The organism is Streptomyces sp. NPDC006458, from assembly GCF_040612135.1.
Lineage (GTDB): Bacteria > Actinomycetota > Actinomycetes > Streptomycetales > Streptomycetaceae > Streptomyces.
The window spans coordinates 60,393-85,244 of sequence record NZ_JBEXPR010000033.1 but is presented as its reverse complement, the minus strand read 5'-3'; the positions used below and the strand labels follow the sequence as shown (position 1 = coordinate 85,244).

The window sequence follows — 24,852 nt, the reverse complement described above, 5'->3', positions numbered from 1 at the left end:
CCGTCGTGTCCCGCGGCGGGGGCGCCCCCGCCCCGCCCCCCCCCCCGACCGGCGTTCCTCACCTCGTGGGGGCGGGGCCCCCACGGGCGACGCTCAGACCAGGTTCACCGAACGGGCCGACGTGGCGCCGATCTCCTCGGACACCTCGGCCAGCACCGCGGAGGGCACCGTGTCGTCCACGGTCAGCACGGCCAGCGCCTCGCCGCCGACCCCGGCACGGGCGACCTGCATGCCGGCGATGTTGATGCCCGCCTCGCCGAGGATGCGGCCGACGGTGCCGACGACACCCGGACGGTCCTCGTAGCGCAGGACGACCATGTGGTCGGCGAGCGCGAGGTCCACGTCGTAGTCGCCGACGGCGACGATCTTCTGCAGGTGCTTCGGGCCGGCCAGCGTTCCGGAGACCGAGACCTCCTCGCCGGTGCCCAGGGTGCCGCGCACGGTGACGACGTTGCGGTGGTCCGGGGACTCCGAGCTGGTCGTCAGGCGCACCTCGACACCGCGCTCCTGCGCGAACAGCGGGGCGTTGACGTAGGAGACCGTCTCGTCGACGACGTCCTCGAAGACGCCCTTGAGCGCGGAGAGCTCCAGCACCTTCACGTCGTACTGGGTGATCTCGCCGTAGACCTCGACGTCGAGGCGGACCGCGACCTCACCGGCGAGCGCGGTGAAGATGCGGCCGAGGCGCTCGGCGAGCGGCAGGCCCGGCTTGACGTCCTCGGCGATGACACCGCCCTGGACGTTCACCGCGTCCGGGACCAGCTCGCCGGCGAGGGCGAGGCGCACCGAGCGGGCGACGGCGATTCCGGCCTTTTCCTGGGCCTCGTCGGTGGAGGCGCCGAGGTGCGGGGTGGCCACGACCTGGTCGAACTCGAACAGCGGGGAGTCCGTGCAGGGCTCCTTGGCGTACACGTCGAGGCCCGCGCCGGCGACCCGGCCCTCCTTGAGGGCGGAGTACAGCGCCTCCTCGTCCACGATGCCACCGCGCGCGGCGTTGACGATGCGCACGCTGGGCTTGACCCTGCGCAGCGCCTCGTCGCCGATCAGACCGACCGTCTCGGGGGTCTTCGGCAGGTGGACGGTGATGAAGTCGGCGACCTCGAGCAGCTCGTCCAGCGAGAGCACCTTCACGCCCATCTGGGCGGCGCGCGCGGGCTGGATGTAGGGGTCGTAGGCGACGACCTTCATACCGAAGGCGGACATGCGCTGGGCGACGAGGGCGCCGATGCGGCCGAGTCCGACGACACCGAGGGTCTTCTCGGCCAGCTCGACACCGGTGTACTTGCTGCGCTTCCACTCGCCGTTCTTCAGCGCGGCGTTGGCCTGCGGGATGTGGCGGGCGGTGGCGAGGATCAGACCGCAGGCCAGCTCGGCGGCGGTCACGATGTTGGAGGTCGGGGCGTTGACGACCATCACGCCGGCCTTGGTGGCGGCGGAGACGTCCACGTTGTCCAGGCCGACGCCGGCTCGTGCGACGACCTTCAGCTTGCTCGCGGCGGAGATGGCCTCGGCGTCGACCTTGGTGGCCGAGCGGATCAGGATCGCGTCGACGTCGGCGATGGCCGGGAGCAGTTCGGCGCGGTCGGCGCCGTTGCAGTGGCGGATCTCGAAGTCCGGGCCAAGCGCGTCCACGGTCGCGGGCGACAGCTCTTCAGCGATGAGTACGACAGGTTTCGAGCTCACGTGAGTCCTCACAAGTCCAATGCGTGCGGACGGCCGTCCCGACGGCCGCAGGCGGAGGAGGGGCTAGCCGCGTGGAAGACGCACGACGCTGTGGGCCTGACGCGTATGTTTTGCAGCAGTCTAGTAGCGCGACGAGGTGCGTACTTCGCCTGTGCGGAAGGATCACCCATCCGTGGCTGGACGGGTTGGACAACGGGGCCGGAGCGCCACACTCCGGCCCCGCCGTCATGAGGCTCAGGCCTCCTCGTCGACCCAGCTCATCAGCTTGCGCAGCTGCTTGCCGGTGGTCTCCAGCAGGTGCTCGGAGTCCTGGCTCTTGTACTCGTTGTACTTCTTCAGACCGCCGTGGTACTCGTCCATCCAGTTCCGGGCGAAGGTGCCGTCCTGGATCTCCGCGAGGACCTGCTTCATCTCGGCCTTGGTGGCGTCGGTGATCACGCGCGGGCCGGTGACGTAGTCGCCCCACTCGGCGGTCTCGGAGACCGACCAGCGCATCTTCTCCAGGCCGCCCTCGTACATGAGGTCGACGATCAGCTTCAGCTCGTGCAGGCACTCGAAGTAGGCGATCTCCGGCTGGTAACCCGCCTCGACCAGGGTCTCGAAGCCGGCCTTGACCAGGGCGGAGGTGCCGCCGCACAGCACGGCCTGCTCGCCGAACAGGTCGGTCTCGGTCTCCTCGGTGAAGGTCGTCTTGATGACACCGGCCCGGGTGCCACCGATGGCCTTGGCGTACGAGAGGGCCAGCGGGAAGGCGTTGCCGGTGGCGTCCTGCTCGACGGCGGCGATCGCGGGGACGCCGCGGCCCTCCTCGTACTGGCGGCGGACCAGGTGGCCCGGACCCTTCGGGGCGACCAGGGCGACGTCCACGCCGACCGGGGGCTTGATGAAGCCGAACCGGATGTTGAAGCCGTGCGCGAAGAACAGCGCGTCGCCGTCGTTCAGGTTCGGGGCGATGGACTCCTCGTAGACCTGGGCCTGGATCGGGTCCGGGATGAGGATCATGATGACGTCGGCCTCGGCCGCGGCCTCGGCGGGGGTCACCACGCGCAGGCCCTGCTCCTCGGCCTTGGCCTTGGACTTGGAGCCCTCGTGCAGACCGACGCGGACGTCGACACCCGAGTCACGGAGCGACAGCGCGTGGGCGTGGCCCTGGCTGCCGTACCCGATGACCGCGACCTTGCGGCCCTGGATGATGGACAGGTCGGCGTCGGCGTCGTAGAACAGCTCGGCCACTTTGGGTTCTCTCCTTGAGTGCAGGTGTTGCGTCCCACCGTATGACGGTGGCGGGAGGGGAAGTCTCAGGGTCTCGGTATACGGGCGGCCGGTGTCCCCCGGCCGCCCGAATCCGTCCTACGCCGACCGGTCGAGGGCGCGCAGCGACCGGTCGGTGATCGAGCGGGCGCCACGGCCGATCGCGATCGTGCCGGACTGGACCAGTTCCTTGATGCCGAAGGGCTCCAGCATCTTCAGCATGGCCTCCAGCTTGTCGCTGGAGCCGGTGGCCTCGATGGTGACGGCCTCCGGGGAGACGTCGACCGTCTTGGCGCGGAACAGCTGGACGATCTCGACGATCTTGGAGCGCGTCTCGTTGTCGGCGCGCACCTTCACCAGAACGAGTTCGCGGGCGACGGCCTGCGACGGCTCCAGTTCGACGATCTTCAGGACGTTGACGAGCTTGTTGAGCTGCTTGGTCACCTGCTCCAGCGGCAGGTCCTCGACGTTCACCACGATAGTGATGCGGGAGATGTCGGGGTGCTCGGTGACGCCGACCGCGAGCGAGTCGATGTTGAAGCCGCGACGGGAGAACAGCGCGGCGATCCTGGCCAGGATGCCCGGGGTGTTCTCCACCAGGACGGAGAGCGTGTGCTTGGACATGTTCTGAACTCGGCTCTTTCTCAGTCGTCTTCGTTGTCGCCGAAGTCGGGGCGGACGTCCCGGGCGGCCATGATCTCGTCGTTGGAGGTGCCTGCGGCGACCATCGGCCACACCATGGCGTCCTCGTGGACGATGAAGTCGATGACGACCGGACGGTCGTTGATCGAGTTGGCCTCCTCGATGACCTTGTCCAGGTCCTCCGGGGACTCGCAGCGGATCGCGTAGCAGCCCATGGCCTCCGACAGCTTCACGAAGTCGGGGACGCGGGTACCGCGGGCCTCGGGGTTGACGTCGTCCGGGCCGGAGTGCAGGACCGTGTTGGAGTAGCGCTGGTTGTAGAACAGCGTCTGCCACTGGCGGACCATCCCGAGGGCGCCGTTGTTGATGACGGCGACCTTGATCGGGATGTTGTTCAGGGCGCAGGTGGTGAGCTCCTGGTTGGTCATCTGGAAGCAGCCGTCGCCGTCGATCGCCCAGACGGCCCTGTCGGGCGCGCCCGCCTTGGCGCCCATGGCGGCCGGGACGGCGTAGCCCATGGTCCCGGCGCCGCCGGAGTTCAGCCAGGTGGCGGGCTTCTCGTACTGGATGAAGTGCGCGGCCCACATCTGGTGCTGGCCGACGCCCGCCGCGAAGATCGTGCCCTCGGGGGCGAGCTGTCCGATGCGCTCGATGACCTGCTGCGGGGCCAGGGAACCGTCCGCGGGCTGGTCGTAGCCGAGCGGGTAGTTGTCGCGCCAGCGGGAGAGGTCCTTCCACCAGGCGCTGTAGTCGCCCCGGTGGCCCTCGCCGTGCTCCTTCTGGACGGCCTGGATCAGGTCGGCGATGACCTCGCGGGCGTCTCCGACGATCGGCACGTCGGCGGCGCGGTTCTTGCCGATCTCGGCCGGGTCGATGTCGGCGTGGACGATCTTGGCGTACGGCGCGAAGCTGTCCAGCTTGCCGGTGACGCGGTCGTCGAAGCGGGCGCCGAGGGCGACGATCAGGTCGGCCTTCTGCAGCGCGGTGACGGCGGAGACCGACCCGTGCATGCCCGGCATGCCCAGGTGCAGCGGGTGGCTGTCGGGGAACGCGCCGAGCGCCATCAGGGTGGTGGTGACGGGCGCTCCGGTCAGCTCGGCGAGGACCTTCAGCTCGGCGGTGGCCCGAGCCTTGAGGACGCCGCCGCCGACGTAGAGGACGGGCCGCTTGGCTCCGGTGATCAGCTTGGCGGCCTCGCGGATCTGCTTGGCGTGCGGCTTGGTCACCGGGCGGTAGCCGGGCAGGTCCATGGTGGGCGGCCAGGAGAAGACGGTCCTCGCCTGGAGGGCGTCCTTGGCGATGTCGACCAGGACCGGGCCGGGGCGGCCGGTGGAGGCGATGTGGAACGCCTGCGCGATCACCCGCGGGATGTCCTCGGCCTTGGTGACCAGGAAGTTGTGCTTGGTGATCGGCATGGTGATGCCGACGATGTCCGCCTCCTGGAAGGCGTCCGTGCCGATCGCCTTGGAGGCGACCTGGCCGGTGATCGCCACCAGCGCCACCGAGTCCATGTGGGCGTCGGCGATCGGGGTGACCAGGTTGGTGGCACCGGGGCCGGAGGTGGCCATGCAGACGCCGACCTTGCCGGTGGCCTGCGCGTAGCCGGTGGCCGCGTGGCCTGCGCCCTGCTCGTGCCGGACGAGGACGTGGCGGACGCGCCGGGAGTCCATCAGCGGGTCGTACGCGGGCAGGATCGCACCGCCGGGAATGCCGAATACCGTGTCGGCGCCGACCTCCTCGAGAGAGCGGATGAGGGACTGCGCACCCGTGACGTGCTCGGGGGCGGACTGATGTCCTCCGGATCGGGGCCGCGGCTGCGGGTGAGCCCCGGTGGCCTGCTCGGTCATCGGCATTCTCTTCTCGATGCTGAGGGTTTTTGCGAGGTTTCGTGCGGAATGCGGCTGTTGTACAGCTTGTCCTGTGCAACAAAAAACCCCTCGTGCCTAAAGGCAAGCGAGGGGAGCGCGCCGGGTGGGTGCACTGGGAGTTCCGGGTCCGTCCGGACGTCACCAGTTTCAGCCGACGCGCTTTCCAAGTACGAGAATTCGGGTGCGCATGGAACTGACCCTCCCCCCGGCGCGCACATACTGTCAAGTGGGTGGGACGGGAGTCTCATTATGTGAGCGGAGGGCCGTCCCGCCTCCGAAGATGGTGGTCACATCCTCGTAGCCATGGACGCCGCCGCCCGCGAAAGCGGGTTCGACGGGGCCGTGCGGCACCGGATAATGGCCGGAAGTGAGTGCCCTGCGCAGCCGGTACTCGTCCAGCGGCCCGGCGAAGGCCATGCCCTGCCCCTGAGTACAGCCCACCGAGCGCAGGGCGACGGCCTGTTCCGGCAGATCCACCCCGTCGGCCACGGACTGCAGCCCGAGGTCGCCGGCGATGCGCAGCAGCCCAGCGGTGATCTTGTGCAGCCGCGCGGACTCGACGACGCCCTCGACGAGGCTGCGGTCGAGCTTCAGTATGTCGACCGGGAGCCGCCGCAGGGCGGTGATCGCCGCGAATCCGTTGCCGAAGCCGTCCAGCGCGATCCGTACGCCGAGCCGTCTGAGGGCGGCCAGGCGCCGCTCCAGCTCGTCCAGGACCTTGGGGTCGGGATCGGACAGCTCGATCACCAGCGCGCCCGAGGGCAGGCCGTGCCGGGTCAGCAGCGCCTCGACCGAGCCGAGCGGCAGCGAGCGGTCCAGCAGCCGGCGGGCGCTCATCCGGACGACGACGGGTACCGCGTGGCCCGTGCCGGTGCGTTCGGCGGCCTGCTCGACCGCCTCCTGGAGCACCCACCGGCCCAGCTCGGCGGTCTTCTCGCTGTCCTCCGCGACCCGCAGGAACTCGGCCGGGGTGAACAGCACCCCCCGGGAGGACCGCCACCGCGCCTGGGCCGCGACCGAGGTGATCCGGCCGTCCTCCAGGGACACCACCGGCTGGTGGAGCAGGGTGAACTCGCCGTCGTGCAGCGCGGCCCGCAGTCTCGTCGCCAGCTCCGCCTTGCGTACGACGTCCTGCTGCATCTGCGGTTTGTACAGCTCGACGCGGCCCTTGCCGGCCGACTTGGCGCGGTACATCGCCAGATCGGCGTTACGCAGCAGCTCGCCCGCGCCGAGGCCGGGCTCGGCGAAGGAGACGCCGATGGAGGCGGCGACCCGGACATCGTTGCCGTCGATGACGTACGGCTGCGACAGCGTCACCCGCAGGCGGTCGGCGAGCTCCAGGATCTGCCGTTCGCGGGCCACGCGGTCGCGGCCGCCGTCCCCGAGGATCAGCGCCGCGAACTCGTCGCCGCCGAGCCGGGCGGCCGTGTCCGTCTGCCGTACCGCCTCCTGGAGCCGGCGGGCGGCTTGGACGAGCAGTTCGTCCCCGGCCTGGTGGCCGATCGTGTCGTTGACCGCCTTGAAGCCGTCCAGGTCGATGAAGAGCACGGCCGTGCCGCGGTCGGTGGAGCGGCGGCCGGACAGGGCCTGCTGGACCCGCCGGGTGAACAGGGCGCGGTTGGGCAGGTCGGTGAGCGAGTCGTGCTCGGCGTTGTGCTGGAGCTGTGCCTGCAGGCGCACTCTCTCGGTGACGTCCCGGCTGTTGAAGATCAGGCCGCCGTGGTGGCGGTTGACCGTGGACTCCACGTTGAGCCAGCCGCCCCCGCCGCCGGAGCGGAAGCGGCACTCGATCCGGGTGGTGGGTTCCTCGGCCGGGCTGGCGGCGAGGAAGCGGCGCACCTCGTGCACCACGCAGCCCAGGTCCTCGGGGTGGATCAGTTCGGCCAGTTCGGTGCCCACCAGGTCCTCGGCGGAGCGTCCGTAGACCCCGGCCGCGGCCGGGGAGACGTAGCGCAGGACACCGCTGGGCGCGGCGATCATGATGACGTCGCTGGAGCCCTGCACCAGGGAGCGGAAGTGGTTCTCCTTCTGCGCCAGTTCCTGGGTGAGGGTGATGTTGTCGAGCAGCATGATCCCCTGCCGCACCACCAGCGCCAGCACGACCGTGCCCGCGGTGAGCAGCACGACACGGTCGACGCTGCGGCCGTTGAGGACGTTGTAGAGGATGCCCAGCGTGCACACGGCCGCGGCGAGGTACGGGGTGAGGGCCGCCAGTGATCCGGTGATCGGGCGGGCGGTCGCGTACCGGCCGGACTCCTGGTGCTTGCGCTGCAGATGCTGGGCGGCGCCGCGCTGTCCGGGCAGATGCTCGTGCACCACACGCGTGTGCGGTTCGTCGTCGGCGTGACCGGAGCGGGCTGCGACCCAGGGGGCGTGGGCGAGCAGCAGGGAACCGGCGAACCAGCCGGCGTCCAGCAGTTGCCCGGAGCGGTAGTTGTTGTGCAGCAGCGGCGAGGTGAACAGCGCGTCGCACATCACGGTCAGGGCGAGGGCGCCGATCGCGGTGTTGATCGCGGAGCGGTTGGCGCCGGAGCGCCGGAAGTGCAGCGCGAGCACCATGCTCACGAGCGCGATGTCGAGCAGCGGATAGGCGAGGGAGAGCGCGGTGTGCGGCACGCTCGATCCGTCGGCGCGGGCCGTCTGCGCGAGCGCGAGGCTCCACGACAGGGTGAGCAGGGAGCCGGCGATCAGCCAGGCGTCCAGTGCGAGGCACACCCAACCCGCCTTCGTCACCGGCCGTTTGGCGAGGACCAGCAGTCCCACGATGGCGGGCGGCGCGAAGCAGAGGAAGAACAGGTCGGCGTAGCTCGGGCTGGGCACGGGACGGCCCAGCACGACCTCGTACCAGCCCCAGATCAGGTTGCCCAGGGCCGCCATCGTCGAGGAGAGCGCGAACAGCAGCCAGGCCGGGCGGAATCGGACCCGGCGGCCACGGGCGTAGAGGAAGCAGGAGACTGCGGCGGTGCCCGCCGCGGCGCTCAGCCCGAAGTCGCCCATGATCAGGGCGGCTTGCTCGGAGCCCCAGCCGAGCGCGGAACCGACGGCGTATCCCGCGCACACCAGGGCCAGCCCCAACTGGCGGACCGGGCCCGCTCCGCCGCGGTCGGCCGGTGGCCGCCCGAGGGGCGCGGCCGGTACCGGCAGGTCCCGCAGCACTCCGTCGAGGGTGGTCGTCGGGGGCGGCGAGCTCACCGGTCGCTCCCGGTCCGTGCCCCGCTCTTCGGGGAGTGGTGAGCGGGATGCGTCTGCCTCCTGCGGCCGCTGTGCCTGCGGTGATCGCCGTGATGGCTGTGCTGGCCGTGGCCGGCGTGGCAGCCGCGCCTGCGCGCGGCCGGGCGCAAGGGCCGCAATCGGTGGCCTCGTCGCGTCGGATCGTTCGTCCATAGGCCGTGCATCGTCCGTCGCCCCCCTCGCAGTCTGAAATGTCCGTCCCCGGCGCCGATCGGTGTGCGGCGCAGCCCCTGTCGGGACGATACACCAGTCTCGTCACTCAGGGACATAGCTTCTCTACGCTCCGTGACGATCGACGAAGGAGTGGGCACCGCCCGCATCCGGAGGACTGCGGAGGGTACCCGAAGCCGGTTACGCGCCGGTTGCCCCCGTCGTCAGGATCACGTTCGCGAGCGGCTCGCGGTTCACGAACCGGCGCACCTGGTCCGCGATCAGCCGCTGGGCGCGGGGCATGAACGCGGACGTCGGACCGCCGACGTGGGGGCTGATGAGCAGGCCGGGCGCGTGCCACAGCGGGTGGTCGGCGGGCAGCGGCTCCGGCTCGGTCACGTCGAGCGCGGCGGTGACCCGGCCGCGCTCCAGTTCGGCGAGCAGGGCGTCGGTGTCCACGACCGCGCCGCGGGCGACGTTGACGAGCAGGGCGCCGTCCTTCATCCGGGCCAGGAAGTCCTTGTCCACCAGGCCGCGGGTGCCTTCGGTGAGGGGCGTGGACAGCACGACGACATCCGCCTGCGGGAGCAGCGCGGGCAGTTCGGTGAACGGGTGCACGGGCCCGCGCGCCGTGGTGCGCCCCGAGCGCGCGACGCGCGCCACCCGCGCCACCTCGAAGGGCACGAGCCGGTCCTCGATGGCCGAGCCGATCGATCCGTATCCCACGATCAGTACGTTCTTGTCGGCCAGGGCGGGCCGGAAGCCGCCGAGCCATCGCCCCTTGTCCTGGGCGCGTACGAAGTCGGGGATGCCGCGCAGGGACGCGAGCATCAGCGCGAGGGTGAGCTCGGCCGTGCTCGCCTCGTGCACCCCGCGCGCGTTGCACAGCCGTACGCCCGGACGAAGGTGCTTCAGGCCCGGCTCGACGTGGTCGATGCCGGCCGACAGCGTCTGGACCACTTCGACGCGGCTCATGGCGGACAGCGGGCGCACGCCGACGCCCACGGGCTTCATATAGGGCACGACGTAGAAGACACAGTCGGCGGGGTCCGCGGGGAAGTCCTCACCGCCGTTCCAGAAGCGGTAGTCCGGCCCTTCGGGAAGGCCCTCGATGCCGTCCGCCGGGATGGGCAGCCACACGTCAGCAGTCATGGTCAGGAGGCTATGCCAGGGGTGCGGGGCGCAGAGGTTAGGTTGGGGGCCGAGAGAGGGAGGGTTGCGGCCAGGTGGAGCGCAGGACGATCGGCGCGGGGGCACTCCCGGTGGGAGCCGTCGGGCTCGGGTGCATGCCGATGAGCTGGGCGTACAGCACGTCCCGGCAACGGGGCGACGAGTCGCTCAGAGCGGTGCACCGGGCGCTCGACGCGGGCTCGACGCTGCTGGACACGGCCGACATGTACGGCCCGTTCACCAACGAGCTGCTGGTGGGGCGGGTGTTGAAGGAGCGGCGCGCGGACGCGTTCGTGTCGACGAAGGTCGGGCTGCTGGTCGGCGAGCAGCACATCGTCGCCAACGGCCGCCCCGGCTATGTGAAACGTGCCTGCGACGCGTCCCTGAGGCGGCTGCAGACGGATGTGATCGACCTCTACCAGCTGCACCGCGCCGACCCCGAGGTGCCCGTGGAGGAGACCTGGGGCGCGATGGCCGATCTCGTCCAGGCGGGCAAGGTACGGGCGTTGGGCCTGTGCGCGGTCGGGGTGCGGGGCGGCCGGCGCTCCGGGCAGCGGCTGTACGACACGACGATCCGGCAGTTGGAGCGGGTGCAGCAGGTCTTCCCGGTGAGCGCGGTCGAGGCCGAGCTGTCGCTGTGGTCGCCCGAGGCGCTGCGGGCGCTGCTGCCGTGGTGCGCGGCGCGCGGCATCGGCTTCCTGGCGGCGATGCCGCTGGGCAACGGGTTCCTCAGCGGCACGCTGACGCCGGGCGAGGGCTTCGAGCCGGACGACATGCGCGCCCGGCATCCCCGGTTCACCGCCGAGATGATGGCCGCGAACCAGCCGATCGTCGCGGGCCTGCGCCGGGTCGCCGCCGGGCACGGCGACGAGGTCACGGCCGCGCAGGTGGCCCTGGCGTGGGCGCTGGCCCAGGGGCCGCACGTGGTGCCCGTGCCGGGGGCCAAGCGGGAGCGCTGGGTGGTGGAGAACGCGGCCGCGGCGGGGCTGCGGCTGACGACGCGGGACCTGGCGGAGCTGGCGGGGCTGCCGGGGGCGCGGGGGTCCTGGGACTGACGGGGTGGGGTCCTCGGCGGCGGCGCGCTGCGGGGGTGCGGGAGGCCGTGGGGGTGCGGGAGGCCGTGGGGCCGGCGGGGCGCCGCGCGGGCTGCGGGGCGCCGCGCGGGCTGCGGGACGACGCGGGGGCTGCGGGACGGCGCCCGGTGGGCGGCCTCGTCCGGGTGGCGACGGCCGGGGAGTCACGAAAGTATGGGGGACTACTCGGGGAACGGGAACCTGTGGGGCGCGGGCGGTGTATGAGAAGGAGAACCCGCCGCGTCGAAGGGACCAGAATCGTGCAACGTCGAGTGGTGACCGCCGTATTGGCCGCGGCCGCGCTCCTGGTGACGGCCGGATGTTCCTCCGACGGCGGAGGCGCAGACCCGCCGGAGGGCGGCCGGAGCACCCCGGCGTCCTCGGGAGCGCCCTCCTCCGGCGGCCCGGCGGAGGAGATCCCGCCCGCGAAGGGCTCGGTGAAGGTCGTGCGGACGGTCGCCGAGGGCCTCGGGACTCCCTGGGGCCTGGCCCCGCTGCCGGACGGCGGACTGCTGGTCTCCTCGCGCGACGAGGGCACGATCAGCCGGGTCGACGACCGCACCGGCCGCGTCACCGAGCTGGGCGAGGTGCCCGGGGTGACCCCTGAGGGCGAGGGCGGCCTGCTGGGCATCGCCCTCTCCCCCGACTACGCCTCGGACCACATGGTCTACGCGTACTTCACCTCGGCCTCGGACAACCGCGTCGTGCGCATGCTGTACGACGCCGAGAAGCCGGCCGGTGAGCAACTGGGCGCGCCGGACACGGTGTTCAAGGGCATCCCCAAGGGCTTCATCCACAACGGCGGCCGGATCGCCTTCGGCCCGGACAAGATGCTCTACGTGGGCGCGGGCGAGACCGGCGAGACCGGCCTGTCGCAGGACAGGGAGTCGCTGGGCGGCAAGATCCTGCGGCTGACCCCCGAGGGCGAGCCGGCCCCGGGCAACCCGTTCCCGGACTCGCCGGTGTACTCCTACGGACACCGCAATGTGCAGGGCCTGGCCTGGGACGACCGACAGCGGCTGTTCGCCTCGGAGTTCGGCCAGAACACCTGGGACGAGCTCAACGCGATCCAGCCCGGCGGCAACTACGGCTGGCCGGAGGTCGAGGGCCGCTCCGACGACCCCGACTTCCTCAACCCCATAGCCCAGTGGCGCACCGAGGACGCCTCCCCCAGCGGACTCGCCTACGCCGAGGGCTCCCTGTGGATGGCGGGCCTGCGCGGCGAACGCCTGTGGCGCGTCCCGCTGAACGGCACGCAGACCTCGGCCGACCCGCAGGCCTTCCTGGAGGGCGAGTACGGCCGTCTGCGCACGGTCGTCCCGGCGGGCGGCGGCAAGCTGTGGCTGGTGACCAGCGAGACGGACGGCCGGGGCTCCCCCGAGGACGGCGACGACCGCATCCTGGAGCTGAAGGTGAGCTAGCCGACCGGCATGGACCGGCCGGGGTCACCGCGGTGCCACCGGGGACCGACCCGGGAGGGCGCTCAGGGCCGGGCTCGGGGGGGCTTTTCGCCCGTGCTCGGCAGACCCCTCGAAGAACGGACTCGGCGGCCCGTTCGGTGCCGGGCTCGGCAGGCCCCCAGGGCCGGACTCGACAGGCCCGCCCGGCGCGGGGCTCGGCAGGCCTCCCAGAGGCCGAGACGGGAGGGCCTCTGAGGACCGGGCTCGGCCAGTCTTCGGCCAACTCGACAGGCTGCTCGCGGCCGGTCTCGGCGCGCCCGCTCGGGGCCGGCCAAGGCAGGCTCGCAGAGGCCGACCCTGGAGGGTTCCTCAGGGCCGGACTCGGCGGCCTGTTCGCGGCCGTGCTCGGCAGGCCCCTCACGGCCGGACTCGACAGGCCCGCCCTGGGCGGGGCTCAGCCTGCTCCCAGAGGCCAAGACGGGAGGCCTCTGAGGGCCGGGCTCGGCAGCCTTCGGCCAGCTCCGACAGGCCCCTCGCGGCTCGACTCGGCGCCCCCTCGGGGCCAGCCAAGGCAGGCGCGCAGAGGCCGACCCTGGAGGGCCTCTCACGGCCGGACTCGGCGGCGTGTTCGCGGCCGGGCTCGGCAGGCCCCTCACGGCCGGACTCGACAGGCCCGCCCTGGGCGGGGCTCGGCAGGCTCCCAGGGACCGACCCGGGAGGGCCCCTCAGGCCAGACTCAGCAAGCTCTTCGCCCGTGCTCGGCAGCCCCTCTCGGCCGGATCCGACGCGCCCGCCCGGGGCGGGCTCAGCCTGCTCCCAGAGGCCGAGGCGGGAGGCCTCTGAGGGCCGGGCTCGGCCACTCTTCGGCCTGCTCGACAGGCTGCTCGCGGCCGGACTCGGCGCGCCCGCTCGGGAGGCTCGGCAGGCCCCCCGCGGCCGGGCTCGGCAGGCCCCCTCGCGGCTGAGCTCGGCAGGCCCGTCGCAGCGGGGCACGGCAGGCTGCTCGGGCCTGGGCTCGACGCGCCTCCTCGGAGCCGGGCTCGGAAGCGCCTCCTCGCGGTCGGGCTAGGCGCGTTCCTCGGGGCCGGGCTCGGCGGCGTCCGGCGTGTGCCCGGCAGAGCCGTCCGGCGTGGGCTCGGCCGGCTCCTCGGAGCCGGGCTCGGCAGGGTCCTCCTCGGCGGACTCGGGTGCTCTGATGACGACCTTGCCGGAGGCGAGGTCTATCGGGCCCCGCCCGGGGTCGTTGTCCCCGACGTCCTCCCGCGTCAGTTCGAGCCGCTTCTGCTCGTCACGGGTGTGCTTGCGACCCGGGGCGAAGAGTTCCTCGAAGGCGTTGAACATCGCGTCCCTTCCCTCGGCCGCGTGGCTCACCCGACTCCATCATCGCGCGGCCGCCGCCTCCCCCGCCGCCGGAGCGAACAGCCCCAGCCGATGGGCCACCGCGGCCGCCTCGCCCCGGCCGGCCACGCCGAGTTTGGACAGGATGTTCGAGACGTGGACGCTGGCGGTCTTCGGGGAGATGAACAGCTCCTCGGCTATCTGGCGGTTGGTGCGGCCGTCCGAGACCAGGCGGAGCACATCGCGCTCGCGGCTGGTCAGCCCCAGGGCCTCGACCGGATCGGCAGGGGCCAGGGCGGCCGGGGCGCCGCGGTCGAGCGTGAGGCGGGCGCGCTGGGCGAGACGGGTGACCCGGTCGGCCAGCGGGCCCGCGCCGAGGTGGCGGGCCACGGCGAGGGAGAGGCGGAGCAGCTCGGTGGCGCGGTCGCGGTCGTCGTCGGTGGGGACGCCCGCGCGGGCCCGCTCGATGCCGGCGCCGCCTCTGGCTGCCAGGTCTCTCCCGGCCGGCCCGGCTTCCGCGCGGTCGGCCGCCGTCGCCGTCGCGCCGGGAGCGAGGAGGGACTCGGCTAGGCGGTGACGGGCGCGGGCCAGGTCGTAGGGGCGGTCGAGTTGTTCGAAGTCGGCGACGACCTCGGCCCAGGTGTCGGGATCGGCGACGCGGCGGGCGCGTCGGAGCTCGGCGCGCAGCCACCTCTCGTGGGCCAGCCAGACGGGAGCGCCGGTGGGGAGCTTCTGCGCGGCGTCCGCGATCCGCTCCAGCGTGTCCTCCCGGTCCTCGCGCAGGACGGCCAGGTCGGGGGCGTCGCCCTCCGCGGCGGCCGCGGCGAGGAGAAGGGGCCAGCCGTAGCGCTGCATGCCTGGCGGGAAGCCGGCGTCCACGACGCGTCGGAGTTCCGCGCGGGCTTCGGTGACACGGTCCTCGGCGGCGGCGAGGCCGAGGGTGAGGGCGGCCACCGGCAGCCACTGCTGGGGCATGGGGTCGTGGGTGCCGAAGTACCGCAGGGCCGAAGCCAGTTGGTCACGGGCGCCGGACAGGTCGCCGCGGCCCAGGGCGACCTGGGCCAGGATCAGGGTGGCCCCGCCCTGCGGTTTGGCGCTCTGGCCGCGGCCCAGCGCGGTTCTGGCGGCCTCCACGGCCTCGTCCCAGCTGCCGAGGGCGTACAGCGACTCGGCGAGGTTGGTCCACACCCATGCCTCGGAGTGCAGCAGGCCGAACTCGCGGGTGAAGACGGCTCCCTTGCGCAGGATCGGCACGGCTTCCCGCGAGCGGCCGACGGCGTCCAGTTCGGTCGGCAGGTTCACATAGGCCCGGCCCGCGACATGTGCGGCGCCCTCGCGCAGCGCCAGCCGCTTGACCTCGGCGAGCTCGGTGAGTCCGGCGGTGGTGTCACCGGCGTCCACGGTGAGGACGCCGAGGGTGAGGCGGGCGTTGAGCTCGGTCTCGCGGGCGCCGACCATGCGGGCGTACTCCACCGCGCGCTCGGCGGACGCGAGGGCGTCGGGGCCGGGCTCGTGCAGCATGGACCAGCTCGCGACACTGGAGAGCACCTCCGCGTGCACCTCCGAGGGCGGCAGACCGCGGACGAGTTCCTGGGCCCTGGCGAGCTCGGCCCAGCCGTCGCCGCGGGCCTTGGCCTGGATGAGGCGGGAGCGCTGGACCCAGAACCAGGCGGCGCGCAGCGGGTCGGGGTCGGCGTCCAGCAGCCGCAGGGCACGCTTGGTGATCTTCAGCGCGCGTTCGCGTTCGCCGCAGAAGCGCCCGGCGAGGGCGGCCTCCGCCATCAGGTCGAGGAAGCCCAGGGTGGCGGTGGCCGGGTCGCAGCCGCAGTAGGCCTCGGTGTAGTCGGCGAGGCGCAGGGCGGCCCGGGTGTCCTCGGGGGCGGTGTCCCACAGGTCCATCGCGCGTTCCAGGAGCCGCAGTTGTTCGGCGTAGGCGTGGCGGCGGCGGGCGGAGGCGGAGGCGTCGAGGACGGCGGGCAGGGCCTTGGCGGCGTCATGGGCGTTGTACCAGTAGCTGGCGAGCCGGGTGACGCGCTCGTCGGCGGGGACGAGGGTCGGGTCGGCTTCCACGGCCTCGGCGTAGCGGCGGTTGAGGCGGGAGCGTTCGCCGGGCAGCAGGTCGTCGCCGACGGCTTCGCGGACCAGGGAGTGGCGGAAGCGGTAGCCGTCGCCCTCGGGCGTGGGGGTGAGGATGCTGGCGTGCACGGCGGCGCGCAGGGCGTCGATGAGGTCGTCCTCGCAGAGGTGGGCGACGGCCGCGAGGAGCCGGTGCTCGACGGTGGAGCCGCCCTCGGCGACGATCCGGGCGACCTGCTGGGCGCTGTCGGGCAGCTTCTCCACGCGGACCAGCAGCAGGTCGCGCAGGGAGTCGGTGAGGCCGGTGGCGCAGCCCTCGTGGGCGGCGACGGCCAGTTCCTCGACGAAGAAGGCGTTGCCGTCGGAGCGTTCGAAGATCGCGTCGACCTGGGCGGGGTCGGGTTCGGCGGCCAGGATGCCGGCGATCTGGCAGCCGACCTCCTGGTGGGTGAAGCGTTCGAGTTCGAGGCGGCGTACGGTGCGCAGCCGGTCGAGTTCGGCGAGCAGGGGGCGCAGCGGATGGCGGCGGTGGATGTCGTCGGAGCGGTAGGTGGCGAGGACGACCAGGCGGCCGGTGCGCAGGGTGCGGAAGAGGTAGGCGAGCAGATGGCGGGTGGAGGCGCCGGCCCAGTGCAGGTCCTCCAGGACGATGACGACCGTGCGGTCGGCTGCGACGCGTTCCAGGAGGCGGGCGGTGAGTTCGAGGAGCCGGGCGGTGCCCTCCTCGTCGTGGCGGCCGGTGCCGGTGTCGCCCAGTTCGGGCAGCAGCCGGGCGAGTTCCTCCTCCTGGCCGGCCGCGGCGGCGGCCAGTTCGTCCGGCAGCATGCGGCGCAGGGTGCGCAGCGCGGTGGAGAAGGCGGCGAAGGGCAGTCCTTCGGCGCCGATCTCGACGCAGCCGCCGAGCGCGACGACGGCTCCGGCGCGACCCGCGGCGGCGGTGAACTCCTCGACGAGGCGGGTCTTTCCGACTCCGGCCTCGCCGCCGACCAGAAACGCCTGCGGCTCGCCCGCGGCAGCGCGGGCGAGCGCTTGGTTCAGCGTGTCCAACTCCTCGGCGCGGCCTACGAACACGGGACTGACGGTCCTGGTCTCCACGGGTGCGAGCATCGCACGGAGGCGCGAAGTCGCGGGACCCGTTTTCTCCGGTGCCGCTGCCGCGGCCGGGCGCCCGGCCGCGCTCACGCGGTGCGCGGCAGGCGGAACCGGCGGGGGCGGCGGCTATGCGACTCGGCCTCGGTGGGGCGTGCGTCGGCTGCCCTGCGCGCGGCCTCGGCGCGGGCCTCGCGGCTGCGGCGGACGGTCTCGCGGGCCAGTCGCTCGTGGTCGGCCCGGCGGATCAGTTCGGCCGAACGCAGCTGCTGGATCTCGTACTCGTACATCGTCTCTCCCTGGTGAAGGTCCGGTCTCCGGTGCGGTGGAGGGCCGGTCTTTCGGCTTCGCTCTGTGCGATGCCTCTACCTTCGTCTCCCAGGGGGGTGCGCCACATCGGGAGAGTTCCGCATCTTCGGGAGCGGGAGGGGCCTTAGACGCGGGTAAGGGGCCCCAGTTTCCGCATAAGGCACTTACGCGGGTTCTGAGACCCCTGTTGACCTGCGGGTTCGTTCAGCCTGTGGCGGGCAGGCCGAGGAGTACGCCGGTGTACTTGAGGACAGCCAGGAGCAGGCCGATGACGCCGAGCGCGACACCGGCCCAGGACACGGACTTGATCCAGGGCGCCTGCGGCCTGCCGGGGGCCCCGAAGGCGGGCCGGGCGAGCACGACCACGCCGGTGATCAGCGCGGCGAGCGCGAACAGGCCCGCCCACAGGGCACTGGCCTGCCAGGCGTCGCCGTAGCCCTCCTTGACCATCGTGGCCACGCTGGAGGACGAGGAGGTCTCCAGCTGGCCGATCAGCGACTCGCGCGCGGAGGCGACGGTGCCGATCCAGCCGCCGGTGAGCGAGACCAGGCCGAGGGCGGCTGAGACCACGGCACCGGCGCCCTGGCCGACCCCGGAGGGACCGGCCTGGTCGTCGGTACCCTCGGGCGCCTCGTGCTCGTCGGTCTCCTCGGAGGCCCGGGGCTCCTCGCGGACGCCCTCCGCGGTCTTCTCGACCGTCTCGGCGGTCTCGGTGTTCTCGGTGGTCTCGGTGTTCTCGGTGGTCTCGACCGTTTCGGCGGTCTCGGTGGTCTCGTCCGTCTCGGCGGCCTCGGAGGCGGTCGCGTTGTCCACAGTCTTCGTTCCCATGCCCCGCACCGTACGGACGTAGTCTGAGAAGCCCCTTAATGATCGTTCACGACCGCGTCCGCGCGGCCCGCCACTCGGGCGCGAGGACCGACCAGACCTCCAGGTCCTGCCGTACGCCGTGATGCAGATGGCTCTCGCGGCGTACGCCCTCGCAGGTCATGCCGAGGCGGCGGGCGATGTCGAGGCTGGGTGTGTTGCCGGTGGCGGCGATCCACTCGACGCGGTGGATGCCGCGGTCCTCGACGACATGGTCGATGAGCACCCGCATCGCGCGCGTGACCAGGCCGCGCCCGGTGGCGGCGGGCTCCAGCCAGCAGCCGACCTCGCAGTTGCCCTGCTCGGCGTCGAAGTTGAGGAAGAGCACGCCGCCGACGAGCTTGCCCTCCAGCCACAGGCCGTGCAGGGACGCGGTGTCGGCCGCGCGCCAGTCGGCGTACCGCTGGAGCGCCTCGCGGGCGGTGGCCACGTCCGTGGCGCGCGACCCGAAGGGCACGAACCGGTTGATGAACTCCCGGCCCCGGTCCAGGTGCGCGAGGAACTCCTCGGCGTGCCAGGGCTCCAGGGGGCGCAGTTCGGCTCCGTCGTCACCCAGCGATATCGCGTACATCCCGCTCCAGCTCCAGCTCGAACTCCCGGTCGACATCGGCGAGCTTCTCATGCGCGGCGCGGCACTCGGGTGGTTCGATGCTGATGCGGGGCAGGCGCCGGTCGAGCCGGCGCGGCAGCCACCAGTTGGCGCCGCCGAGCAGATGCATCAGCGCGGGCACCAGCAGGGTGCGCAGGACGAAGGCGTCGAGGGCGACGGCGGCGGCGAGCGCGATGCCGAACATCGCGATGACACGGTCGCCGCTGAGCACGAAGGCGAGGAAGACCGAGATCATGATGACGGCCGCGGAGTTGATCACCCGGCTGGTCTCGGCGAGGCCGACGCGGACCGCGCGCCGGTTGTCACCGGTCTCCAGCCACTCCTCGTACATCCGGCTGACCAGGAAGACCTGGTAGTCCATGGAGAGCCCGAACAGCACCGACACCATGATCACGGGCAGGAAGGGCTCGATGGGCCCGGCGCGTCCCAGGCCGAGCAGTTCGCTGCCCCAGCCCCACTGGAAGATCGCGACGACGACCCCGAAGGCGGAGGCGACGGCGGCGATGTTCATGACGGCGGCCTTGAGCGGGATGCCGATCGAGCGGAAGGCCAGCAGGAGCAGCACACAGCCCAGGCTGATCACGACCCCGACGAACAGCGGCAGCTTGCCGACGATCACGTCGGCGAAGTCGTCGTAGCCGGCCGTGACCCCGCCCACCTGGAGGTCGAGCGAGGTGCCGGACTCGGCGCGCGGCAGCACGTCGGTGCGCAGCCGCTCGACCAGGTCGCTGGTCTGCCCGGACTGCGGGGAGGACTCCGGTACGACGGTGAGGTACGCGGTGTGGCCGCCGGTGCTGTAGGTGACCGGGGTCACGGCGGCGACGCCCTCGGTGGAGCGCAGGGTGCCGTCGAGGTTGTCGAGGGCGAGCTTGTCGGCGGCGCCGTGGACCTCGCTGACGAGGGTGAGCGGACCGTTGACGCCGGGGCCGAACCCCTCGGCGAGGAGGTCGTAGGCCTGGCGCGTGGTCGAGGACTCGGGGTTGTTGCCCTGGTCGGAGGTGCCCAGGCGCAGGGAGAGCGCGGGCAGCGCCAGCACGGTCATGACGACGAGGGCGAGGGCGCCGAGCTTCTTGGGGTGCCGCTCGACGAACGCCGACCAGCGGGCGGCGAAGCCGGTGGGCACCTCCGGCTCGGGCCCGTGCTCGACGAGCCGGCGCCGCTCGCGGCGGCTGAGCGCCCGCATGCCGATGAAGGAGAGCAGCGCGGGCAGCAGGGTCACGGAGGCCGCGACGGTGAGGACGACGGTGAGCGAGGCGGCGATGGCGACGCCGTTGAGGAAGTTCAGGCGCAGGATGAGCATGCCCAGCAGGGCGATGCACACCGTCGCACCCGCGAACACGACCGCGCGTCCGGTGGTGGACACGGCGTTGGTCGCGGCCTCGGTGACGCTCAGCCCGCGTTTCAGACCGCGTCGGTGCCGGGTCACGATGAACAGGGCGTAGTCGATGCCGACACCGAGCCCGATCAGCATGCCCAGCATGGGCGCGAAGTCGGCGACGGTCATGACGTGGCCGAGCAGTTCGATGCTGAAGTATGCGGTTCCCACGCCGATCAGGGCGGTCGCGATGGGCAGCAGCGAGGCGGCGGGCGAGCCGAAGGCGAGGAACAGCACGACGGCGGCGACGATCACGCCGACGATCTCGGCGATGTGCCCGCCGGAGGAGTCGGTGAGCGCGATGGCGTTGCCGCCGAGCTCCACCTGGAGCCCGTCGGCCTCGGCGGCCTTCGCGGCCGAGACGACGTCCTCGGCCTGGCCTGCGTCGAGGTCCTCGGCCGAGTGCTCGAAGGTGACCGTGGCGTAGGCGGTACGGCCGTCCTCGCTGATGCGGGCCGTGCCATGGCCGTCATAGGGGCCCTTCACCCCGGCCACGCCCGGCAGCTCGGCGATCCGGTCCAGGGTGCGGCTCATCGTCTGCTCGACGTCGGCGGCGCGGACGCTGCCGAAGCCGGTGTGCCAGACGACGGTGTCACTGTCCCCGCCGAGGCCGGGGAAGCCCTCCTGGAGCAGCTCGGTCGCACGGCCGGACTCGGTGCCGGGGACCTCGTAGTTGGTCGAGTACGCCGCTCCGGCGACGGAGGCGGCGGCGGTCACCCCACCGAAGGCGAGGAGCCAGAGCAGAACGGCGACGAGGCGGTGCCGGACACACCAGCGTGCTAGGGCTGCCACGAGACCTGCTCCCAGAATCGACCGATTGTGACTCTTTGACCGGGATCAGTCGCACATCAACCGAACAGCCCGCAAAGAACGCATGAGCAATGCCTAGTCACTCTTACAGGCCGAAATGATCCTTTGGCACGTTCGTGGGCTTATTCACAGGAGTGGGAGACACCTCACAGGACAGTCGGCGGGACTCTGTCGCCATCAGTCGAACTGGTCTCCGAACGCCATCACGGTCACCCCGGCGATCAGCAGCCACAGCGCCCGTCGGGTGCGGCCCCGGGAGCCGATCAACGCGGCCGTCGCGCACACCGCGGAGCCGAGGGCGTAGGCGGCGGGGACGAGGACGGGCGCGGAGCCGGTGAGCCGCAGCAGGGCAGCGGCGGCTCCGGCGAGCGCCAGCAGGCCGCCGGTCCCGGCCGCGGTCCAGCGGGCCCGCCGGGCCGCCGCGACCGGGTCCTGCTGGGCCTGCTGGGCCTGCTGGGCCTGCTGGGCCTGCTGGGCCTGCTGGGCCTGCTGGGCCTGCTGGGATATGTCCCCGGGCTCATCGCCCGTCTCCGCCGTCTCGGAGTCGCTTGGTCCGTTCATGGCGCGGCAGCGTAGTGCCTGCGCCTGCCGCACATGCCACAGGCCCCGGGGACAGCGGTCCCCGGGGCCTGCGCGCGATGACGGACTCAGCCCTCGCTGACGCCCAGCGTCTGAAGGATCAGCTCCTTCACACGGGCCGCGTCGGCCTGACCGCGGGTCGCCTTCATGACCGCGCCGACCAGCGCGCCCACCGCGGCGACCTTGCCACCGCGGATCTTGTCCGCGATGCCGGGGTTGCCGGCGATGGCCTCGTCGACGGCCGTGCCGAGCGCGGAGTCGTCGGAGACGACCTTCAGACCGCGCTGCTCGACGACCTCGTCCGGGGTGCCCTCGCCCGCGAGGACGCCCTCGATGACCTGACGGGCCAGCTTGTCGTTCAGGTCGCCCTTCGTGACCAGCTCGGCGACCCGGGCCACCTGGGCCGGGGTGATCGCGAGGTCGTCCAGCGCCTTGCCCGACTCGTTCGCGCTGCGGGCCAGCTCGCCCATCCACCACTTGCGGGCGGAGGCCGCGTCGGCACCGGCCTCGATCGTGGCGACGATCGGGTCCAGCGCGCCGGCGTTGAGGATCGCCTGCATGTCGGTCGCCGTGATGCCCCAGTCGGCCAGCAGCCGGGTGCGGCGGGCCAGCGGCAGCTCGGGCAGGTCCGCGCGGATCTCCTCGACCCACTCACGGGAGGGTGCCACCGGGACGAGGTCGGGCTCCGGGAAGTACCGGTAGTCCTCGGCCTCCTCCTTCACCCGGCCCGAGGTCGTGGACCCCGTGTCCTCGTGGAAGTGGCGGGTCTCCTGGATGATCGTGCCGCCGGACGACAGCACGGCCGCGTGCCGCTGGATCTCGAAGCGGGCCGCGCGCTCCACGGACCGCAGCGAGTTGACGTTCTTCGTCTCCGAGCGCGTGCCGAACTTCTCGGTGCCGTTCGGGCGCAGCGACAGGTTCACGTCGCAGCGCATCTGGCCCATCTCCATACGGGCCTCGGACACGCCGAGGGCCCGGATGACCTCGCGCAGCTCACGCACGTAGGCGCGGGCGACCTCGGGGGCGCGCTCGCCGGCCCCGACGATCGGCTTGGTGACGATCTCGATGAGCGGGATGCCCGCGCGGTTGTAGTCGAGCAGGGAGTGGGACGCGCCGTGGATACGGCCGGTGGCGCCGCCGACGTGGGTCGACTTGCCGGTGTCCTCCTCCATGTGGGCGCGCTCGATCTCCACGCGGAAGACCTCGCCGTCCTCCAGCGCCACGTCGAGGAAGCCGTTGAAGGCGATCGGCTCGTCGTACTGGGAGGTCTGGAAGTTCTTCGGCATGTCCGGATAGAAGTAGTTCTTCCGGGCGAAGCGGCACCACTCGGCGATCTCGCAGTTCAGCGCGAGGCCGATCTTGATCGCGGACTCGACGCCGGTCGCGTTGACGACCGGCAGCGCGCCGGGCAGGCCGAGGCAGACCGGGCAGGTCTGGGTGTTGGCGTCCTGACCGAGCGCGGTCGAACAACCGCAGAACATCTTGGTCTTGGTGCCGAGTTCGACATGGACCTCAAGGCCCATGACGGGGTCGTACGACGCCAGCGCGTCCTCGTACGACACCAGGTCGGTCGTGGTGGTCACGGTGAAACTTCCCTCTCAGCCCAGCAGGACGTCGTCGTCGCCCAGCCGCTTCAGCTCGCGGTAGAGGATGGCGAGGCCGGTGGCGATCGCGGCGGCGGACACGGCGGCGTCGATCAGCCGCAGTGTGTCGCTCTCCGAGCGGGCCCTCTTGGCCTGCTTGGCGACGGTGACCGCACCGAACGCGGTGGTGGCCATGGACAGGTACAGACCGGACTTGGACTTCTTGAAGCCCTTGGCCTTGGACAGTGCCTTACTCACAGCGACGGAGCCTCCTCGATCAGCGGGTGCCCCCACTTTTCCACGAAGGCGGCCTCGACGGCGGCGCCGACCTTGTACAGCCGGTCGTCCTTCATCGCCGGGGCGATGATCTGCAGACCCACCGGGAGGTTGTCCTCCGGGGCGAGGCCGCAGGGCAGCGACATGGCCGCGTTGCCCGCCAGGTTGGTCGGGATGGTGCACAGGTCGGCGAGGTACATCGCCATCGGGTCGTCGGCGCGCTCGCCGATCGCGAAGGCGGTGGTCGGGGTCGTCGGGGAGACGATCACGTCGACCTGCTCGAATGCCTTCTCGAAGTCGCGCGTGATGAGCGTGCGGACCTTCTGGGCGCTGCCGTAGTAGGCGTCGTAGTAGCCGCTCGACAGCGCGTACGTGCCCAGCATGATGCGGCGCTTGACCTCGGGGCCGAAGCCCGCCGCACGGGTGAGGGAGGTGACCTCCTCGGCCGAGTGGCCGCCGTCGTCGCCGGTCCGCAGGCCGTAGCGCAGGCCGTCGAAGCGGGCGAGGTTGGAGGAGCACTCGGACGGCGCGATGAGGTAGTACGCCGACAGGGCGAGGTCGAAGGACGGGCAGTCCAGCTCGACGATCTCGGCGCCCAGCTTCTTCAGCAGTTCGACCGACTCGTCGAAGCGCTGGATGACGCCGGCCTGGTAGCCCTCGCCGCGGAACTGCTTGACCACGCCGACGCGCATGCCCGCCACGCTGCCGTTGCGGGCGGCCTCGACGACCGGCGGGACCGGGGCGTCGATGGAGGTGGAGTCGAGCGGGTCGTGCCCGGCGATGACCTCGTGCAGCAGGGCCGCGTCGAGGACCGTGCGGGCGCAGGGGCCGCCCTGGTCCAGGGACGAGGAGAAGGCGACCATCCCGTAACGGGAGACCGCGCCGTACGTCGGCTTCACGCCGACCGTGCCGGTGACGGCGGCCGGCTGGCGGATGGAGCCGCCGGTGTCGGTGCCGATGGCGAGCGGGGCCTGGAAGGAGGCCAGGGCGGCGGAGGACCCGCCGCCGGAACCGCCGGGGATCTTGGTGAGGTCCCAGGGGTTGCCGGTGGGGCCGTAGGCGCTGTTCTCGGTGGAGGACCCCATGGCGAACTCGTCCATGTTGGTCTTGCCGAGGATGACGACGTCGGCGGCCTTCAGCCGCTTGGTGAGGGTCGCGTCGTACGGCGGGATCCAGCCTTCGAGGATCTTGGAGCCGACGGTCGTCGGGATGCCCTCGGTGGTGAAGATGTCCTTGAGCGCGAGAGGGACACCGGCCAGCGGGCCGAGCTTCTCGCCGCGCTCGCGCTTGGCGTCGACGGCGCGGGCCTGCGCGAGGGCGCCCTCACGGTCGACGTACAGGAAGGCGTGCACCTTCTCGTCGACCGCCTCGATGCGGGCGAGGTGGGCCTCGGTGACCTCGACGGCCGTGAGCTCGCCGGAGGCGATCTTCCCGGCGGTCTCGGCCGCGGTGAGCTTGATGATGTCCGTCATGGG

General features: G+C 72.0%; 18 protein-coding genes. 2 read left to right on the top strand and 16 right to left on the bottom strand.

Going from position 1 to position 24,852, the window contains the following annotated elements:
* Window positions 1-93: 93 nt before the first annotated feature.
* The 6 genes from serA to ABZZ79_RS33395 form a co-directional block, all read right to left on the bottom strand.
* A complete protein-coding gene (gene serA / locus ABZZ79_RS33420; RefSeq protein WP_356695276.1) occupies window positions 94-1,683 on the bottom strand; it encodes a phosphoglycerate dehydrogenase in 1,590 nt (529 codons plus the stop codon).
* 234 nt (window positions 1,684-1,917) lie between these two features.
* Window positions 1,918-2,916, bottom strand: a complete 999-nt coding sequence (gene ilvC / locus ABZZ79_RS33415) for a ketol-acid reductoisomerase (RefSeq protein WP_356695274.1) — start codon at window positions 2,914-2,916, stop codon at window positions 1,918-1,920.
* Between the two features lie 117 nt (window positions 2,917-3,033).
* Window positions 3,034-3,558 carry an acetolactate synthase small subunit gene (gene ilvN, locus ABZZ79_RS33410; RefSeq protein ID WP_356695272.1) on the bottom strand — a complete coding sequence of 175 codons (525 nt, stop codon included), beginning with the start codon at window positions 3,556-3,558 and terminating at the stop codon, window positions 3,034-3,036.
* Window positions 3,559-3,578: 20 nt separating this feature from the next.
* Window positions 3,579-5,429 carry an acetolactate synthase large subunit gene (locus ABZZ79_RS33405; RefSeq protein ID WP_356695270.1) on the bottom strand — a complete coding sequence of 617 codons (1,851 nt, stop codon included), beginning with the start codon at window positions 5,427-5,429 and terminating at the stop codon, window positions 3,579-3,581.
* Window positions 5,430-5,666: 237 nt separating this feature from the next.
* Window positions 5,667-8,636 (bottom strand): EAL domain-containing protein, encoded by a 2,970-nt coding sequence (locus tag ABZZ79_RS33400; protein WP_356695268.1) that lies wholly within the window; start codon window positions 8,634-8,636, stop codon window positions 5,667-5,669.
* A gap of 390 nt (window positions 8,637-9,026) precedes the next feature.
* Window positions 9,027-9,977, bottom strand: a complete 951-nt coding sequence (locus ABZZ79_RS33395; RefSeq protein WP_356695266.1) for a 2-hydroxyacid dehydrogenase — start codon at window positions 9,975-9,977, stop codon at window positions 9,027-9,029.
* Between the two features lie 74 nt (window positions 9,978-10,051).
* On the opposite strand from ABZZ79_RS33395, the gene ABZZ79_RS33390 reads away from it, so the two are divergent.
* Window positions 10,052-11,050, top strand: a complete 999-nt coding sequence (locus ABZZ79_RS33390) for an aldo/keto reductase (protein ID WP_356695264.1) — start codon at window positions 10,052-10,054, stop codon at window positions 11,048-11,050.
* Between the two features lie 239 nt (window positions 11,051-11,289).
* Window positions 11,290-12,489 (top strand): PQQ-dependent sugar dehydrogenase, encoded by a 1,200-nt coding sequence (locus ABZZ79_RS33385; protein ID WP_356695262.1) that lies wholly within the window; start codon window positions 11,290-11,292, stop codon window positions 12,487-12,489.
* A gap of 1,044 nt (window positions 12,490-13,533) precedes the next feature.
* Here the strand turns inward: ABZZ79_RS33385 and ABZZ79_RS33380 are convergent.
* The 10 genes from ABZZ79_RS33380 to gatA all read right to left on the bottom strand — a co-directional run bounded on the left by ABZZ79_RS33380 (window position 13,534) and on the right by gatA (window position 24,849).
* Window positions 13,534-13,809 (bottom strand): DUF6191 domain-containing protein, encoded by a 276-nt coding sequence (locus ABZZ79_RS33380; RefSeq protein ID WP_356695284.1) that lies wholly within the window; start codon window positions 13,807-13,809, stop codon window positions 13,534-13,536.
* Between the two features lie 39 nt (window positions 13,810-13,848).
* The gene (locus tag ABZZ79_RS33375; RefSeq protein ID WP_356695260.1) at window positions 13,849-16,989 is read right to left on the bottom strand and encodes an AAA family ATPase; all 3,141 of its coding nucleotides are present in this window, start codon (window positions 16,987-16,989) and stop codon (window positions 13,849-13,851) included.
* A gap of 71 nt (window positions 16,990-17,060) precedes the next feature.
* Entirely contained in the window at window positions 17,061-17,261 is a 201-nt protein-coding gene (locus tag ABZZ79_RS33370) for a hypothetical protein (RefSeq protein WP_356695258.1), read from the bottom strand.
* A 223-nt stretch (window positions 17,262-17,484) separates the two neighbouring features.
* A complete protein-coding gene (locus ABZZ79_RS33365) occupies window positions 17,485-18,108 on the bottom strand; it encodes a hypothetical protein (RefSeq protein ID WP_356695256.1) in 624 nt (207 codons plus the stop codon).
* A 46-nt stretch (window positions 18,109-18,154) separates the two neighbouring features.
* Complete coding sequence (locus ABZZ79_RS33360; RefSeq protein ID WP_356695254.1) at window positions 18,155-18,715, bottom strand: GNAT family protein; 561 nt, start codon at window positions 18,713-18,715, stop codon at window positions 18,155-18,157.
* On the bottom strand, window positions 18,693-20,921 hold the full coding sequence (locus ABZZ79_RS33355) for an MMPL family transporter (protein ID WP_356695252.1): 2,229 nt from the start codon (window positions 20,919-20,921) through the stop codon (window positions 18,693-18,695). The genes ABZZ79_RS33360 and ABZZ79_RS33355 overlap by 23 nt, the downstream gene beginning before the upstream one ends.
* A gap of 195 nt (window positions 20,922-21,116) precedes the next feature.
* Window positions 21,117-21,500, bottom strand: a complete 384-nt coding sequence (locus ABZZ79_RS33350; protein ID WP_356695250.1) for a hypothetical protein — start codon at window positions 21,498-21,500, stop codon at window positions 21,117-21,119.
* An 86-nt stretch (window positions 21,501-21,586) separates the two neighbouring features.
* Window positions 21,587-23,101: an Asp-tRNA(Asn)/Glu-tRNA(Gln) amidotransferase subunit GatB gene (gene gatB / locus ABZZ79_RS33345; RefSeq protein WP_356695248.1), complete on the bottom strand. Its 1,515-nt coding sequence runs from the start codon at window positions 23,099-23,101 to the stop codon at window positions 21,587-21,589.
* 15 nt (window positions 23,102-23,116) lie between these two features.
* On the bottom strand, window positions 23,117-23,359 hold the full coding sequence (locus tag ABZZ79_RS33340; RefSeq protein WP_356695246.1) for a hypothetical protein: 243 nt from the start codon (window positions 23,357-23,359) through the stop codon (window positions 23,117-23,119).
* Window positions 23,356-24,849 (bottom strand): Asp-tRNA(Asn)/Glu-tRNA(Gln) amidotransferase subunit GatA, encoded by a 1,494-nt coding sequence (gene gatA / locus ABZZ79_RS33335; RefSeq protein ID WP_356695244.1) that lies wholly within the window; start codon window positions 24,847-24,849, stop codon window positions 23,356-23,358. The genes ABZZ79_RS33340 and gatA overlap by 4 nt, the downstream gene beginning before the upstream one ends.
* Window positions 24,850-24,852: the final 3 nt, after the last annotated feature.

Coding starts and splice junctions, on each gene's coding strand:
- ABZZ79_RS33395 (WP_356695266.1), bottom strand. CDS start 9,977: ATGACTGCTGACGTGTGGCTGCCCATCCCGGCGGACGGCATCGAGGGC.
- ABZZ79_RS33350 (WP_356695250.1), bottom strand. CDS start 21,500: ATGAACGGACCAAGCGACTCCGAGACGGCGGAGACGGGCGATGAGCCC.
- ABZZ79_RS33380 (WP_356695284.1), bottom strand. CDS start 13,809: ATGTTCAACGCCTTCGAGGAACTCTTCGCCCCGGGTCGCAAGCACACC.
- ABZZ79_RS33365 (WP_356695256.1), bottom strand. CDS start 18,108: ATGGGAACGAAGACTGTGGACAACGCGACCGCCTCCGAGGCCGCCGAG.
- ilvN (WP_356695272.1), bottom strand. CDS start 3,558: ATGTCCAAGCACACGCTCTCCGTCCTGGTGGAGAACACCCCGGGCATC.
- ABZZ79_RS33405 (WP_356695270.1), bottom strand. CDS start 5,429: ATGCCGATGACCGAGCAGGCCACCGGGGCTCACCCGCAGCCGCGGCCC.
- ABZZ79_RS33360 (WP_356695254.1), bottom strand. CDS start 18,715: ATGTACGCGATATCGCTGGGTGACGACGGAGCCGAACTGCGCCCCCTG.
- ABZZ79_RS33370 (WP_356695258.1), bottom strand. CDS start 17,261: ATGTACGAGTACGAGATCCAGCAGCTGCGTTCGGCCGAACTGATCCGC.
- gatA (WP_356695244.1), bottom strand. CDS start 24,849: ATGACGGACATCATCAAGCTCACCGCGGCCGAGACCGCCGGGAAGATC.
- ABZZ79_RS33375 (WP_356695260.1), bottom strand. CDS start 16,989: ATGCTCGCACCCGTGGAGACCAGGACCGTCAGTCCCGTGTTCGTAGGC.
- ABZZ79_RS33385 (WP_356695262.1), top strand. CDS start 11,290: ATGAGAAGGAGAACCCGCCGCGTCGAAGGGACCAGAATCGTGCAACGT.